This window comes from Duncaniella sp. B8 (assembly GCF_005304985.1).
Lineage (GTDB): Bacteria > Bacteroidota > Bacteroidia > Bacteroidales > Muribaculaceae > Duncaniella > Duncaniella muris.
Genome location: NZ_CP040121.1, coordinates 2,408,345 through 2,423,674, shown reverse-complemented (window position 1 = coordinate 2,423,674; position 15,330 = coordinate 2,408,345). Strand labels below are relative to the sequence as shown.

At 50.0% G+C, this 15,330-nt stretch carries 9 protein-coding genes, 1 tRNA gene and 3 rRNA genes; 5 read left to right on the top strand and 8 right to left on the bottom strand.

Translation table 11 applies throughout. The features are described 5' to 3' along the window. Positions 1 to 33 precede the first annotated feature (33 nt). The 5 genes from purB to FDZ78_RS10275 form a co-directional block, all read right to left on the bottom strand. Positions 34 to 1,377 (bottom strand): adenylosuccinate lyase, encoded by a 1,344-nt coding sequence (gene purB / locus FDZ78_RS10295; RefSeq protein WP_136408501.1) that lies wholly within the window; start codon positions 1,375 to 1,377, stop codon positions 34 to 36. Between the two features lie 242 nt (positions 1,378 to 1,619). Continuing rightward, a 5S ribosomal RNA gene (rrf, locus tag FDZ78_RS10290) occupies positions 1,620 to 1,728 on the bottom strand. A gap of 163 nt (positions 1,729 to 1,891) precedes the next feature. Beyond that, a 23S ribosomal RNA gene (locus FDZ78_RS10285) occupies positions 1,892 to 4,801 on the bottom strand. Positions 4,802 to 4,988: 187 nt separating this feature from the next. Next, positions 4,989 to 5,062 (bottom strand) — tRNA-Ala (locus FDZ78_RS10280). Between the two features lie 159 nt (positions 5,063 to 5,221). Next, a 16S ribosomal RNA gene (locus tag FDZ78_RS10275) occupies positions 5,222 to 6,754 on the bottom strand. The 16S, 23S and 5S rRNA genes sit together here with 1 tRNA gene alongside, the layout of an rRNA operon. A gap of 654 nt (positions 6,755 to 7,408) precedes the next feature. On the opposite strand from FDZ78_RS10275, the gene FDZ78_RS10270 reads away from it, so the two are divergent. Further along, a complete protein-coding gene (locus FDZ78_RS10270) occupies positions 7,409 to 8,287 on the top strand; it encodes an N-acetylmuramoyl-L-alanine amidase-like domain-containing protein (RefSeq protein ID WP_124076283.1) in 879 nt (292 codons plus the stop codon). Positions 8,288 to 8,376: 89 nt separating this feature from the next. Here FDZ78_RS10270 and FDZ78_RS10265 read toward each other — a convergent pair whose 3' ends face one another. Further along, entirely contained in the window at positions 8,377 to 9,642 is a 1,266-nt protein-coding gene (locus FDZ78_RS10265) for a sigma-54-dependent Fis family transcriptional regulator (protein WP_107033035.1), read from the bottom strand. A 49-nt stretch (positions 9,643 to 9,691) separates the two neighbouring features. Further along, positions 9,692 to 10,540, bottom strand: coding sequence for a lysophospholipid acyltransferase family protein (locus tag FDZ78_RS10260; RefSeq protein ID WP_107033034.1), 849 nt, complete (start codon positions 10,538 to 10,540; stop codon positions 9,692 to 9,694). A 241-nt stretch (positions 10,541 to 10,781) separates the two neighbouring features. Between FDZ78_RS10260 and FDZ78_RS10255 the strand changes: the two genes are divergently transcribed. Then, positions 10,782 to 11,969 (top strand): aminotransferase class I/II-fold pyridoxal phosphate-dependent enzyme, encoded by a 1,188-nt coding sequence (locus FDZ78_RS10255; protein ID WP_107033033.1) that lies wholly within the window; start codon positions 10,782 to 10,784, stop codon positions 11,967 to 11,969. A 234-nt stretch (positions 11,970 to 12,203) separates the two neighbouring features. On the opposite strand, the gene FDZ78_RS10250 is transcribed toward FDZ78_RS10255, so the two are convergent. Further along, entirely contained in the window at positions 12,204 to 13,139 is a 936-nt protein-coding gene (locus tag FDZ78_RS10250; protein ID WP_107033032.1) for a YitT family protein, read from the bottom strand. A gap of 368 nt (positions 13,140 to 13,507) precedes the next feature. Between FDZ78_RS10250 and rplM the strand changes: the two genes are divergently transcribed. From rplM to rpsB, 3 genes are all read left to right on the top strand, one after another. Further along, complete coding sequence (gene rplM / locus FDZ78_RS10245) at positions 13,508 to 13,987, top strand: 50S ribosomal protein L13 (RefSeq protein WP_107033031.1); 480 nt, start codon at positions 13,508 to 13,510, stop codon at positions 13,985 to 13,987. 7 nt (positions 13,988 to 13,994) lie between these two features. Continuing rightward, positions 13,995 to 14,381, top strand: a complete 387-nt coding sequence (gene rpsI, locus FDZ78_RS10240; protein WP_107033030.1) for a 30S ribosomal protein S9 — start codon at positions 13,995 to 13,997, stop codon at positions 14,379 to 14,381. Positions 14,382 to 14,495: 114 nt separating this feature from the next. Further along, positions 14,496 to 15,326 (top strand): 30S ribosomal protein S2, encoded by an 831-nt coding sequence (gene rpsB / locus FDZ78_RS10235; RefSeq protein ID WP_107033029.1) that lies wholly within the window; start codon positions 14,496 to 14,498, stop codon positions 15,324 to 15,326. Positions 15,327 to 15,330 lie beyond the last annotated feature (4 nt).

Below are 15,330 nucleotides of genomic sequence, written 5' to 3'. Positions count from 1 at the left end.
TTTTTTTTACCACACTGTGCTTGTCGGGGGAAATCAATACCCTGTGTAGCTGTGCGGCGAGAGTTTCTTAAGCTCGTCCTTCACTTCAGGCGAAACCTCAAGAGTGTCGATAAACGCGGCAATGCTTTCGGCTGTCACAGCGCTGTTGGTACGGGTTAGCGCCTTCAGTGTTTCATAAGGCTTCGGATAGCCTTCACGGCGGAGCACAGTCTGGATGGCTTCGGCCACAACGCTCCAGGTATTGTCAAGGTCGGCGTCAATGGCTGCCCGGTTAAGGAGCAGTTTGCCGAGACCTTTCATTGTTGACGCTACTGCAATCAGAGTATGGGCCAGAGGCACACCGATGTTGCGCAGTACAGTCGAGTCGGTAAGATCACGTTGCAGACGTGAAACCGGAAGTTTGGTTGCAAGATGGCCGAATACGGCATTCGCAATGCCGATATTGCCTTCTGAGTTTTCAAAGTCGATCGGATTTACTTTGTGAGGCATGGCCGAAGAGCCTACTTCTCCTTCCTTGATCTTCTGCTTGAAGTATTCCATTGAAATGTACATCCACATGTCACGGTCGAGATCAAGGATTATATTGTTGATGCGGGCCAGAGCGTCGAACACAGCCGCAAGATTGTCATAATTGGAAATCTGCGTGGTATATTCCTCACGTTCGATACCAAGTTTTTCGCTCAGGAATTTAGCGCCGAAAGCCCTCCAGTCAATCTCAGGGAAGGCACAAAGATGCGCGTTGAAATTGCCTGTAGCTCCACCGAATTTCCCGGAGATAGCCACCGAATCGAGCGCTTCAAGCTGACGGCGCAGACGATAGCTGAACACTTTGATTTCCTTGCCCAGGCGTGTAGGCGATGCCGGCTGTCCGTGAGTCTTGGCAAGCATGGGTATTTCATACCACTCATCGGCTCTTTCTTCAAGATGCTCGATAAGTTCTACGATGCGCGGGCGATATACTCCTTTGAGCGCATCAGCGATTGACATGGGCACCGAAGTATTGTTGATGTCCTGCGAGGTGAGGCCAAAATGTATATACTCCTTGGTCTTTTCAAGTCCGAGCACATCAAATTTTTCTTTGAGGAAATATTCAACCGCCTTCACATCATGGTTTGTAACACTTTCGATCTCCTTGATGCGAAGAGCGTCTTCAACCGAAAACTGTTCATAGATGGCACGTAACTTACCGAAGACATCAGCGGGCACTGAAGCCAGCGCAGGCAACGGCAGTTCACACAGAGCTATGAAATACTCGATTTCTACTTTAACCCTATAGCGGATAAGCGCATATTCAGAAAAATATTCGTCCAGGCGCTCACATTTTCCGCGATAGCGACCGTCAACCGGCGAAATAGCTGTCAGTTCAGTAAGTTTCATGATTTTTAATAACTATGATTGTCAGTTAAAACGTATTTGCTGCAAAATTACAAAAAAAGCGACATATAACCGAGATTCAGCCCCTACAAAATCATCAGGCCCGACAAATGCCGGAGCCTTGGAGCAGATAAGCACCTTGGAGCAGATAAGAGTCTTTCCGAAGCAGAGTAATTGCAGAAGAATGGATATAAAAAAAGCGGGCCGGAAGCTGTTTCTGTGACAGGATCCGGTCCGCGGTTTAGAGGGGGCGGTTATCTACTTTCCCACTTTCGTAGTATCATCGACGTGGTGAGGTTTAACTTCTCTGTTCGGAATGGGAAGAGGTGGAGCCCTCACGCTATGGCCACCTTAGTATCGTTAAAAAAGAGGTGACTGGAAGCGAAGCTGATGTTCTTCAGCTATCTCGCGAGTTTGTATTTCAGACGCTCTGAACTGAACCAGAGGCTTTGTTATCGTTTGCCGTTGCTTTGATGTTCTGCCGGCTGAAATTGTTTTTGTTTGTTTGGGATTGCTCCCAAGAAAGGGTTTGGGCGATTAGTATCGCTCGGCTGTGTACGTTACCGCACCTGCACCTGCGACCTATCTACGTCTTCGTCTTAAACGGCCCTTATGTGGAGATCTTATCTTGAGGGGGGCTTCGTGCTTAGATGCTTTCAGCACTTATCCTTACCCGACGCGGCTACCCGGCGGTGCTCCTGGCGGAACAACCGGTAAACCGGAGGTCGGTCCAACACGGTCCTCTCGTACTAGTGTCGGGGCCTCGCAAATCTCCTGCGCCCACAACAGATAGAGACCGAACTGTCTCACGACGTTCTGAACCCAGCTCGCGTGCCACTTTAATAGGCGAACAGCCTAACCCTTGGGACCTTCTCCAGCCCCGGGATGTGACGAGCCGACATCGAGGTGCCAAACCACTCCGTCGATATGAGCTCTTGGGAGGGATCAGCCTGTTATCCCCGGAGTACCTTTTATCCTTTGAGCGATGGCCCTTCCATGCGGAACCACCGGATCACTATGCTCTAGTTTCCTACCTGTTCGACTTGTCTGTCTCTCAGTCAAGCGCGCTTGTGCCATTACACTCTGCGGCCGGTTACCAATCGGCCTGAGCGCACCTTTAGAAGCCTCCGTTACGCTTTTGGAGGCGACCACCCCAGTCAAACTACCCACCAAGCAGTGTCCGCGCCGATGCGCGTTAGAAACCAGATGTGCAAAGGTCAGTATTTCAACGTCGACTCCACGATGACTGGCGTCACCGATTCTCTGTCTCCTGACTATCCTACACATCGCACACCCGGTCACAGTGCTAAGCTGCAGTAAAGGTTCACGGGGTCTTTTCGTCCCGTTGCGGGTAATCGGCATCTTCACCGATACTACAATTTCACCGAGCTCACGGTTGAGACAGTGTCCGGATCATTACACCATTCGTGCAGGTCGGAACTTACCCGACAAGGAATTTCGCTACCTTAGGACCGTTATAGTTACGGCCGCCGTTTACCGGGGCTTCAATTCAATGCTTCTCTTGCGATGACATCTCCTCTTAACCTTCCGGCACCGGGCAGGTGTCAGGCTGTATTCTTCATCTTTCAATTTCGCACAGCCCTGTGTTTTTGTTAAACAGTTGCCTGGACCTATTCTCTGCGCCCCTCCCGTGAAGGAGGGGACCCCTTATCCCGAAGTTACGGGGTCAATTTGCCTAGTTCCTTAACCGTGAATCTCTCGAGCGCCTTGGTATGTTCTACCCGACCACCTGTGTCGGTTTGGGGTACGGGTCCCTTCAGGATTAAGTTTAGCGGATTTTCTTGGGAGCCTGATTACCTCCGCTGTCGGATTGCCACGGGGGCTCTCCGTACTGTCCCGTTTCAGCATCTGAGGCGGATTTGCCTGCCTCAGATATACCTACGCGGTTTAACGTGCTATTCCGTCAGCACGCGGGAGTGTCACTTCTCCGTCTCCACGTCACTCCTGAAGGGAGTAACGGAATGTTGACCGTTTCTTCCATCGGCTGCGCCTTGCGGCTGTGCCTTAGGTCCCGACTGACTCTGATCCGATTAGCGTTGATCAGAAACCCTTGGTCTTGCGGCGAGGGGGTTTCTCGCCCCCTTTGTCGTTACTTATACCTACATTTGCTTTTCCGGGACCTCCAGCCAGGCTCGCGCCTGACCTTCTGCGGCTACCGGAATGCTCCCCTACCAATCGACGGATGAACCGTCAATTCCACGTCTTCGGCACCGGACTTATGCCCGATTATTATCCATGCGGGATCACTCGACTAGTGAGCTGTTACGCACTCTTTAAATGAATGGCTGCTTCCAAGCCAACATCCTAGCTGTCCTTGCAATCCCACCTCGTTATTGTCTTCAACTTAGCCCGGATTTGGGGGCCTTAGACGGTGGTCTGAGTTGTTCCTCTCTCGGACGCGGACCTTAGCACCCGCGCCCTCACTCCCGGGGATCGTGCCGTGGCATTCGGAGTTTGTCAGGACTTGATAGGCGGTGAAGCCCTCGCATCCTATCAGTCGCTCTACCTCCACGGTACTGCGCCCGAGGCTGCACCTAAATGCATTTCGGGGAGTACGAGCTATCTCCAAGTTTGATTGGCCTTTCACTCCTACCCTCAGGTCATCCGAAAGCTTTTCAACGCTTACCGGTTCGGTCCTCCAGTGGGTGTTACCCCACCTTCAACCTGCCCAAGGGTAGATCACTTGGTTTCGCGTCTACCGCCGCTGACTAGATTGCGCCATATTCTGACTCGCTTTCGCTTCGGCTCCGTCCATCCGTGGACTTAGCCTCGCCAACGACGGTAACTCGTAGGTTCATTATGCAAAAGGCACGCCGTCACTGCACGAAGCAGCTCCGACCGCTTGTAGGCACATGATTTCAGGGTCTGTTTCACTCCTCTGTTCGAGGTTCTTTTCACCTTTCCCTCACGGTACTGGTTCGCTATCGGTCTCTCGGTAGTATTTAGCCTTACGGGATGGTCCCCGCGGATTCGGCCAGGATTTCTCGTGTCCCGGCTTACTCAGGTGCCGTCTCTGTCAGTCGTCTGTTTTCGCCTACGGGGCTGTCACCCGCTGCGGCGCCCCTTTCCAGAGGCTTCGGCTAACTTCAAACTGTCCATTTGCTGACGGTCCTACAACCCCGGTCAGTGCCTGAACACCGCCGGTTTGGGCTCTTGCGCGTTCGCTCGCCACTACTGGCGCAATCATTGGGTTATTTTCTTTTCCTTTGGGTACTGAGATGTTTCAGTTCCCCAAGTTCGCTTCTTCCATTCGGAAGATACTGCCTGTTCGGGCAGTGGGTTGCCCCATTCGGAAATCTGCGGATCAAGGGATATTTGCTCCTACCCGCAGCTTATCGCAGCTTATCACGTCCTTCGTCGCCTCCGAGAGCCCAGGCATCCTTCATGTGCCCTTCTCTCCTTTCTTTATGACCTTAGTTTTCAATCGGTTCGAACATCACGCGGCTCGCTCTCTGAAATTGTTCAGTCTTTTGTCTGATTTCAGAAACGCGAAGTTTGTTACCTCGTGTTTCGCTTGATTTGATTTACTCGTTGTGTTTGCTTGAAGATTGTATCTTCTTCGCTTCCAATATGTCAATGTCCTCTTTTTTGAGTGGAGAATAACGGATTCGAACCGTTGACCCCCTGCTTGCAAAGCAGGTGCTCTAGCCAGCTGAGCTAATCCCCCTTTTAGCCGGAAAAAAATTCCGGTTATAAGGTCAATAGAACGCTGAAAGCAGTACCGGAGCATCTTCCGGCTTGTCACTCTTTTCATAAGTCAGTCGCTGCGGACATCTCCGGTCCGGGAGTTTCGGGAAACTGACGCTTGGCGTTGTTTCCGCTCCAGAAAGGAGGTGTTCCAGCCGCACCTTCCGGTACGGCTACCTTGTTACGACTTAGCCCCAGTCACCAGTTTTACCTTAGGGCGCTCCTTGCGGTTGCACACTTCAGGCACTCCCGGCTTCCATGGCTTGACGGGCGGTGTGTACAAGGCCCGGGAACGTATTCACCGCGCCATGGCTGATGCGCGATTACTAGCGAATCCAGCTTCATGGAGTCGAGTTGCAGACTCCAATCCGAACTGAGACAGGCTTTCAAGTTCCGCTTTGCGTCGCCGCATTGCTTCTCTCTGTACCTGCCATTGTAACACGTGTGTCGCCCCGGACGTAAGGGCCGTGCTGATTTGACGTCATCCCCGCCTTCCTCACAGCTTGCGCCGGCAGTCTCGCCAGAGTCCCCAACTTGACTTGCTGGTAACTGGCGATGGGGGTTGCGCTCGTTATGGCACTTAAGCCGACACCTCACGGCACGAGCTGACGACAACCATGCAGCACCTCGACACAGGCTCCGTAGAGCTACCTCCTTTCAAAAGTATTCCTGTGTCGTTTGAGCCCGGGTAAGGTTCCTCGCGTATCATCGAATTAAACCACATGTTCCTCCGCTTGTGCGGGCCCCCGTCAATTCCTTTGAGTTTCACCGTTGCCGGCGTACTCCCCAGGTGGAATACTTAACGCTTTCGCTGTATCACTCAGGGATCATTCTCCCCGAACAATTAGTATTCATCGTTTACTGTGTGGACTACCAGGGTATCTAATCCTGTTCGATACCCACACTTTCGTGCATGAGCGTCAGTTGAGCGCCGGTATGCTGCCTTCGCAATCGGAGTTCTGCGTGATATCTATGCATTTCACCGCTACACCACGCATTCCGCATACTTCTCGCTCACTCAAGAAAACCAGTTTCAACGGCTCGAAGAGGTTGAGCCTCTCAATTTTACCGCTGACTTGATCTTCCGCCTGCGCACCCTTTAAACCCAATAAATCCGGATAACGCTCGCATCCTCCGTATTACCGCGGCTGCTGGCACGGAGTTAGCCGATGCTTTTTCTTCGGGTACTCTCGGAACGCCACGCGTGGCGTCTTTTGCTCCCCGACAAAAGAGGTTTACAATCCATAGGACCGTCTTCCCTCACGCGACTTGGCTGGTTCAGGCTCGCGCCCATTGACCAATATTCCTCACTGCTGCCTCCCGTAGGAGTCTGGTCCGTGTCTCAGTACCAGTGTGGGGGACCTTCCTCTCAGAACCCCTACGCATCGTCGCCTTGGTGGGCCGTTACCCCGCCAACTAGCTAATGCGCCGCATGGCCATCCGTAGCCGGTGTTACCCTTTAAACTCCATGAGATGCCTCTCGGAGTTATTACGCGGTATTAGACGGAATTTCTTCCGCTTATCCCCCTGCTACGGGCAGGTTCCATACGTGTTACTCACCCGTGCGCCGGTCGCCGGCGGAAGTATTGCTACCTCCCCGCTGCCCCTCGACTTGCATGTGTTAAGCCTGTCGCTAGCGTTCATCCTGAGCCAGGATCAAACTCTTCGTTGTTGTCTATATATTTTTCTTTTCTTCTTTATTAAAAAAAGCAAAGCTAAAATACAGGCCGTTTGTTCTGTTATTTCTTTTGCTTTCACAGAAACAACCGTCAAAAACCGAATGTCTGCCCGGTCCGTCAGTGGATGTCCGTTCAATCTATTGCGATCTAACTTTGAAATTGACAGAGTGCATTTCCTAAAAATGACCCTTGTACTACTTCCATGTCTATTGTAAATCTTTCAATGTTCTCTCATTGCTTTCTCGATCGCCGTGGTGGCCAGTGGAAAACTTTGCAAAGGTACAACCTTTATTTGAATCTCGCAAACTTTTCTGAAGATTTTAACCTTTCTTAAGATTTGACCGGCAAACCGATCTACCATTTCCAGCGTTATATCTTCTATCAGTCTGCCGCTGCAGGCCTTGCTTCTCAAAAGCGAGTGCAAAGGTAGACATTTCCCCAATTCCTTCCAAATATTTCACGGTGTTTTAACAGAATTTTAACACTTAAGCGCGATTTTGAGGTTTTATCCCACCCTATTTTAACAAATACGCTCCAAAACGACATCTCAATTTGGCTAAGACGGAACTTTTGAGTAATTTTGGGCTACACAATTCCGCATTCAACTCAACAATACAATAAAAGAACCAAGAAAGCCAAGCGCAACCATGAACAAAGCCTACACCTATATTATATTTATATTATTACTTATTATATTGCCCGCCAATGTTCTCGCATCAGACCCACGCGAAGTGAGATGGCACAACGAAGCGACCGACACCACAACCATAACCAGAATCCTAGTCAAAGCCACCGATCTATGCGCCAGCAATCCGAATCAGTTAGTCGAATTCATCGGTCGCGAATTTATAGGCACTCCATATAAATCCGGAACACTCGAAGGATCACCTGAAGCGCTCACGGTAAATCTGGAAGAAATGGATTGTACCACTTTCGTGGAAACGGTAGTAGCCTTGGCGCTAACGGTAGAAAACCACCGCTGCTCATGGATTGACTTTCTGGACATGCTTGAAACAATCCGCTATCGTAACGGATACGCCGACGGATATGCCTCGCGCCTACACTATATCAGTGACTGGGTGATAACAAATACACACCGTGGCTATATAAAAGATGTAACCGACAGAATACCTCAATCAGACGTTCAGATCAAGACCCTCGACTTTATGTCGCGCAACCGTTCAAAATACCCGGCTCTCAGCGACTCCGCCACATTTGAAGGAATCAAGAACATGGAGGTTGGCTACAGATCTCACCGATTCCCCTACATCAAATCGGCCCGCCTCTCAAGCAAACCAATCATCAACGCACTCAAAGGAGGTGACATAGTGGCACTCACCACAAAGACAAACGGTCTTGACGTGAGCCATGTCGGGATACTCGTAATAGAAAAAGACGGCCCACATCTGCTACACGCATCATCAAAAGAAGACAAAGTTGTCATCGATAAGCTCCCGCTGACAGAATACATGCGCAAAGCCCACCAACTGACAGGCATCCGGGTACTGCGTCTGCAGACACAGTAATCAACACCATAATATAAATATAAAAAGCAGGGCCGAAATTTCATCAGTGAAATTTCGGCCCTGCTTTTTTCCAAATACCATCCAAATCTCTATTCAATGCCATACTCCTTGATTTTGCGATAGAGAGTACGCTCGGATATTTTCAGTTCTCTGGCAGCGTCTTTGCGCTTTCCGCCATTACGTTCAAGAGCCCGACGGATTGTGTCACGCTCGGTTTCTTCAAGAGTAGCAGGCACAACATCTCCCATCCCACCGGAGCGGAAAGACGGAACAGAGTCTGCAACTATAACGTCACGGTTCAATGGCGAGGCAAAGGGCTGAAACTTCACTATCGACCTTACCAGGCTCTCAGATGGTTCAACCTCTTCGATAGACTGATATGATGTGCCACGAGAAGCAGATCCGCCATTATCCAGAGCCTCAATCCGCGAATTAAGAGCCTCGATCTGCTGCTGAAGACGCAATATCATCCCGAAAAGAGCTTCGCGTTCAGAAGCATAATCATGATGCGGATCAACAGAAGAGGCCACAGGGACATAATTGAGGCTTCCGGCTGGAAGGAACGACATCACATCGTCAGCTCCGACTTCACGACCTGACTCAAATAAAGCAATCTGTTCGACCACATTTTTCAGCTGCCTTACATTGCCGGGCCAGCGATATCTCATCAGTACCCCGCGCGCGCTTTCGTCAAGCGCCACCGCCGGCATCGCATAGCGTTCAGAAAAATCCGAAGCAAACTTACGCGCCAGAAGTGCGATATCCGCCCCACGGTCGCGAAGCGGAGGGATGTGAATAGACACCGTTGACAATCGATAATACAGATCCTCTCTGAAGCGACCATCAGCTACGGCTTTTGCCATGTCAACATTAGTAGCCGCCACAATGCGCACGTTTGACTTCTGAACTGTAGAAGAACCCACTTTCAGAAACTCGCCGCTCTCAAGCACTCTCAGCAGTCGCGCCTGAGTGGTGAGAGGCAACTCCGCCACTTCGTCGAGAAATATAGTGCCGCCATCGGCCTCCTCGAAATATCCTTTTCGCGAAGATACCGCACCGGTAAACGAGCCTTTCTCATGACCGAAAAGTTCCGAATCAATCGTACCCTCCGGAATGGCCCCGCAGTTGACAGCTATGTATTTGTTATGTTTCCGTGGCGAGAAACCGTGAATTATCTTCGGAAAAAACTCCTTGCCGGTACCGCTCTCGCCGGTCACAAGAACCGAAAGATCAATCGGCGCAACCTGGATGGCCCGCGACACCGCAGCCAAAAGGCCGGGCGCATTGCCGACAATCCCATAGCGCTGTTTGGCCTGAACTATCTCATCAGGCAGTTCCTGAAGATTAATCTGCATAAGTAACTCTTCAAAAATTAGACGACACAATCAGAGGCAAAGCCAGTCATCATTTGATTGACTGCAGGCAATAGGTTTTCTCACGCAAGAAATCCCCAAGCTCCTTTATCGAACCTGAATGAGCTTCGATTTCTTCGGGTGTAATCGGATCTCCGACCGAGATATGGATCGTGCTGTTTTTCCTGCGGAACACCTCGGCCGGCAATCTCAGAGTGCGGATCTGCCATGAGACTATACCAAGGAAACGGAACCACCAGCTATTGTAGCCATGAAAGAAAATCGGAATCACCGGCACCTTCAGCTGCTGGATAAGACGGATGATCGACTCGCGCCACTCGCGATCCTCAAACTTAAGATGCTTGTTATAATTGCCAACAGCTCCCGCCGGAAAGAACCCGATCGGCTCCCCCCTGCGCACCTGCATTATCGCCTCTTTTATACCCTTCATCGACACTGCCTTCTTGGCCGGATCATCGCTCGCCGTCTGGTCGACCGCAATAAAATTGGGACGCATCGCCACGATATAATTCAGGATCATATTCACCATTACCTTGAATTTCGGGCGGCGACGACCGATTATATCAATAAGCGTGATTCCGTCAAGCGCGCCGAACGGATGGTTGCTTATGGTTATGAATGCTCCTTCAGGCAGATTATCGAGCACCTTTTCATTGTCGATACGCAGCTTTATATTGAGATCTTCAAGCAGACCGCGGCAGAACTGCGGCCCCGGAGTGTCGAAGTTATGACTGTGAATCCAGTTGACCTTATCGACAGAGAGCAGCTTCATCAACCAGCCGACCAGACGCCTCTTCCCCTTCAGAAAAGGAGCCATACCGACAATGTCATCATAATCAAGAACCGTGCGTTTGATTTCCTTATTTTGAGTTTGTTCCATTATAGTTCAAGTTTAGAGCAAGTGCAAAATTAAGAAAAATATAGGTAAAACCCGACACATTGTTACCTATAAGCACCAAAAACACAAGAAAAATAGCCATCGAGAAGCCTCGTTTAGCAAAATTAACACCCAAAAGCAATCGCCAATTGTATAAAAGTGTGAAAATTTTTCTACCTTTGCACACTGCAAAAAGACCAAGAAAATATTCACAATCGCGGCATAAGCGTTTTCTTACTATTTTATGAACTTACTACAACAAAAACTATCCAGATACACAGCTCCTCAGGAAGCAAAAGCCGCCGGGGTTTACCCCTACTTCCGCGCCATTTCGAGCGAACAGGATCCTGAGGTAATCATTGACGGCAAGAAAGTATTGATGTTCGGATCAAACTGCTACACCGGTCTCGTCAATGACCCCCGCATCAAAGAAGCAGCCATCGAAGCCACCCGCAAATACGGCACGGGGTGCGCCGGATCTCCGTTTCTAAACGGAACCCTGGATCTCCACAAGCAGCTCGAAGCAGCTCTTGCTGAATATATAGGCAAAGAAGACGTAATGGTCTACTCAACCGGATTCGAAGTAAACCTCGGAGTAGTCTCAGCCCTTACCGGACGCGAAGACTACATCCTGTGGGACGAACAGGACCATGCCTCGATCATAGAAGGACGCCGCCTGTCATTCAGCCAGCAGTTCAAATACAAGCACAACGACATGGAGTCGCTCGAAAAGCAGCTCCAGCGATGTGACCCCGACAAGGTCAAACTCATCGTCAGCGACAGCGTCTTCTCAATGGAAGGCGATGTGGCAAATGTGCGCGAAATCGTAAAACTTGCGAAGAAATACAACGCCAGCGTCATGATGGACGAAGCCCACGGCATCGGCGTGTTCGGCGAAGGCGGCCGAGGAGTATGCCACCACTACGGAGTGGCCGATGACGTAGATCTCATCATGGGCACATTCTCCAAGTCATTCGCATCACTCGGCGGCTTCATAGCCACAAACAAGGAGATCACCAACTTCCTGCGCCACCATTCACGCTCCTACATCTTCACCGCCAGCATCACCCCGGCATCTACCGCCGCAGCCCTCAAAGCTCTGGAGATAATGAAAGCCGAGCCCGAACGCCAGGAAAACCTCTGGAAACTCACAAACCATGCGCTTGACGGATTCCGCAACATGGGATTCGAGATCGGCAACACATCGACTCCCATCATTCCGCTCTTCATCCGCGATGACTTCAAGACATTCGCCATCACACGCGATCTTCTTGAAGAAGGAATCTTCGTCAATCCGGTAGTTTCGCCTGCCGTAGCCCCCACCGACACACTCATCCGCTTCTCACTGATGGCCACACACACAATGGAGCAGGTGGACCGCGCACTCGAAACAATAACAAAAATATTCCGCAAATACAACCTGCTTCCGTAAAAAAGCGATAAGCGCAACACATAAAACCACAGCGGCGTAATCATCAACCGAGATTACGCCGCTGTGGTTTTATACCGTCATACCATCACCGGTCAGAAAATACTCAAAAAAATAAGTGAATCATAGACAATCCAAATATCCATAAACAAATATAATCAGACCAAGATAAAGTTATACCAACATTTGTTACTACTACCGCAAATAGCCAATACCGCGGCAGTAATGCTTTGCTATCTATTCCGGCGTCCCGCAGCTCTTGTCAGCCTCAAGCTTACGGCTCAGCTCATGATCAGGCCGAAATTTCAGCTGATCAAACCCCTCGCCGTAAGCACCGTTTACATTAGCCTGGGTAATGAAAGCATTCGGATCAAGATCCTTGACCACACGAAACACTGTCACAGCCTCCATTTTGCGGCACACCACCAGCAAGAGTTTGACCGGCTGCTTTGAATACCAGCCCATGCCGTCAAGCACAGTCACACCGCGTCGCGGATACTTGTTTATAGCATTTGCAATCCGCTCCCAGTGCTTGGAAACAATGATAAACTGAACCGCCTGACGGTTTGAGTTTATAATCAGATCCAGCATGTAGGTCAGAATAAACAGCACAATAAAGCCGTAGACCACCCTTGTTATATCATGGAAAAACAGATAGCTTGAAGAAATGATCGCAAAATCGACATAAAGCATAGTACGGCCCACAGTCACATTAGTCTTTTTCGCCACAATAGCCGCAACGATATCCGTTCCACCCGTACTGCCGTTATGAGTGAAAACAATACCAAGGGCTATGCCTGACAGAACCGAACCGATACACACATTCATAAACGGCTGGCCCGGCACCAATGCGCCCGAGAATAGCGGAGGCATAAGAGTGACCACCAGCGAAATCGCAGTAGCACCGTAAAGAGTCTTATAGACAAAGGCTCGGCCGACAACCTTCCAGGCAATCACAAGCAGCACTATGTTTATGGCATACTGTGTGATACCGATCAGATAAGGATTCCCGGTAAGAAAATAGACAATCGTACCAAGACCGGTGACACCACCTATCACAACCTTCTCCGGAAGAATAAAAGCCGAGAAGCCAAAACCATAAATCAAAGCGGCAAGCGTGATCATGATATAATCACGGCTCGACATCCAGAGTTTCGTTTTTGAAAAAGTCATTGTCAATAGAATTATAACAGCGCAAATTTAACTTAAATTATAATTCCCTCCAAACCATTTTGCAGGCAAATTTTCCACCGGACAGACCGGCGGAATACCACATTATAATAATATGAAATAAAATCAACCCGATTTACGCTATATTATCATCGCCCGTCGGGCACACCCCACAATATAGAATCAGTCATCTGTAGAATAAAGCGTTTGTTAAAAAAACATAAACCCCGATTGTCAATCCACACAAAATCACTACCTTTGCACACCGATTATGTCCAATTAATAAACCAGACAGTTTCAGGACCAAGCTTTTGGCCAAGCGAAGCCCTGATGCAGTCAAAAAGTAACTATCTATTAATTAAACATTTAACGTGGATACTTTAAGTTATAAGACCCTTACCCCCAACGCAGCAAACGTTGAACGCAACTGGGTCGTTGTTGACGCTACCGACCAAGTGCTCGGCCGTCTTTGTGCAAAAGTTGCCCTCATTCTCCGTGGCAAAAACAAACCCAGCTACTCTCCCAACATCGAGTGTGGCGACAACGTCATCATCATCAACGCCGACAAGGTTCGCCTCACCGGCAAGAAATGGACTGACCGTGAATACCTCTCATACACCGGCTATCCCGGCGGACAGCGCACGGCTACTCCCGAAATCATGATGAAGAAGTCTCTGAACAAGCACATCAAACCCGGCTACCATCCCCTCTTCACCAAAGTGATGAAAGGTATGCTCCCCAAAAACCGCATGGGCCGTGCCATCATTGAAAACATGCACGTTTACAATGGTCCCAACCACCCCCACGAAGCACAGAATCCCGTAGTTATCGACATCAACAAAATTAAATAATTGAAGAATGGAATCAGTTAATGCAGTTGGCCGCCGTAAAGCAGCCGTAGCTCGCGTGATCGTTAAAGAAGGAAACGGTCAAATCACCATCAACAAACGCGCCCTCGATGTGTACTTCCCCTCTTCCATCCTTCAGTACATCGTCAAACAGCCTCTGTCAACACTTGACGTTGTTGAAAAGTATGACATCAAGGTCAACCTCAACGGCGGCGGTTACAAAGGCCAGGCTGAAGCACTCCGTCTCGCTATTGCCCGCGCTCTCGTCAAGATCAACCCCGAAGACAAGCACACACTCCGCGTAGAAGGCTTCATGACCCGCGACCCGCGCGTTGTTGAACGCAAGAAGCCCGGTCGTCCCAAAGCCCGCAAGCGCTTCCAGTTCTCCAAGCGTTAATATTCAATTTCAGACTCTCCTCAAGTGTTTAGTATCTAAACCGCTGAGATGGACACGTTCCCTACTCTCCGGTTGTAATTTGTCAAAAGAACGTAAACAACCCAACAACAAATCATGTCAACACCCAATTTTGACCAACTCCTCGAAGCAGGTTGCCATTTTGGCCACATGAAAAGAAAATGGAATCCTGCAATGGCGCCCTACATCTTCATGGAGCGCAACGGTATCCACATCATAGACCTCTATAAGACCCAGGCCAAACTTGAAGAAGCTGCTGCAGCTCTCCGCAACATCGCCAAGGGCGGCAAGAAGATCCTCTTCGTAGCTACCAAAAAGCAGGCCAAGGAAATCATCGCCGACAAGGCTCAGAGCGTCAACATGCCCTACGTCATCGAACGCTGGCCCGGCGGTATGCTCACCAACTTCCCGACCATCCGCAAGGCCGTGAAGAAAATGACCGCCATCGACAAGATGACAAAAGACGGCACTTTCGACAACCTCTCGAAGCGCGAAAAACTCCAGATCACCCGTCAGCGCGCCAAACTCGAAAAGAACCTTGGCTCAATCGCTGACCTCAACCGTCTTCCCTCGGCTCTGTTCGTAGTTGACGTTTGCAAGGAGCACATCGCCGTTGCCGAAGCAAACCGTCTCGGTATTCCCGTTTTCGCTATCGTCGACACCAACTCCGATCCTTCAAACGTAGACTTCGTTATCCCCGCAAACGATGACGCATCAAAGTCTATCGACCTCATCCTCTCAACCGTATGCGAATCAATCAGCGAAGGTCTTGAGGAACGCAAAGTAGAGAAGGCTGACGAAAAAGCATCTGCTGAAAACTCTGACGCAGCTCCCCGCCGCGAACGTCGCCGCGTGAGCCGCAAGGGCGAAGGCGAAGCTGAAGTAGCTGAAACTGAAGTTGCCGAAGTTGCCGAAGCAGCCGAATAATCAA

Bases quoted from the DNA above. Each gene is read 5' to 3' on its own strand.
- rpsI (WP_107033030.1), top strand. From the start codon at position 13,995: ATGGAATCAGTTAATGCAGTTGGCCGCCGTAAAGCAGCCGTAGCTCGC.
- FDZ78_RS10250 (WP_107033032.1), bottom strand. From the start codon at position 13,139: ATGACTTTTTCAAAAACGAAACTCTGGATGTCGAGCCGTGATTATATC.
- FDZ78_RS10265 (WP_107033035.1), bottom strand. From the start codon at position 9,642: ATGCAGATTAATCTTCAGGAACTGCCTGATGAGATAGTTCAGGCCAAA.
- FDZ78_RS10260 (WP_107033034.1), bottom strand. From the start codon at position 10,540: ATGGAACAAACTCAAAATAAGGAAATCAAACGCACGGTTCTTGATTAT.
- FDZ78_RS10270 (WP_124076283.1), top strand. From the start codon at position 7,409: ATGAACAAAGCCTACACCTATATTATATTTATATTATTACTTATTATA.
- rpsB (WP_107033029.1), top strand. From the start codon at position 14,496: ATGTCAACACCCAATTTTGACCAACTCCTCGAAGCAGGTTGCCATTTT.
- FDZ78_RS10255 (WP_107033033.1), top strand. From the start codon at position 10,782: ATGAACTTACTACAACAAAAACTATCCAGATACACAGCTCCTCAGGAA.
- purB (WP_136408501.1), bottom strand. From the start codon at position 1,377: ATGAAACTTACTGAACTGACAGCTATTTCGCCGGTTGACGGTCGCTAT.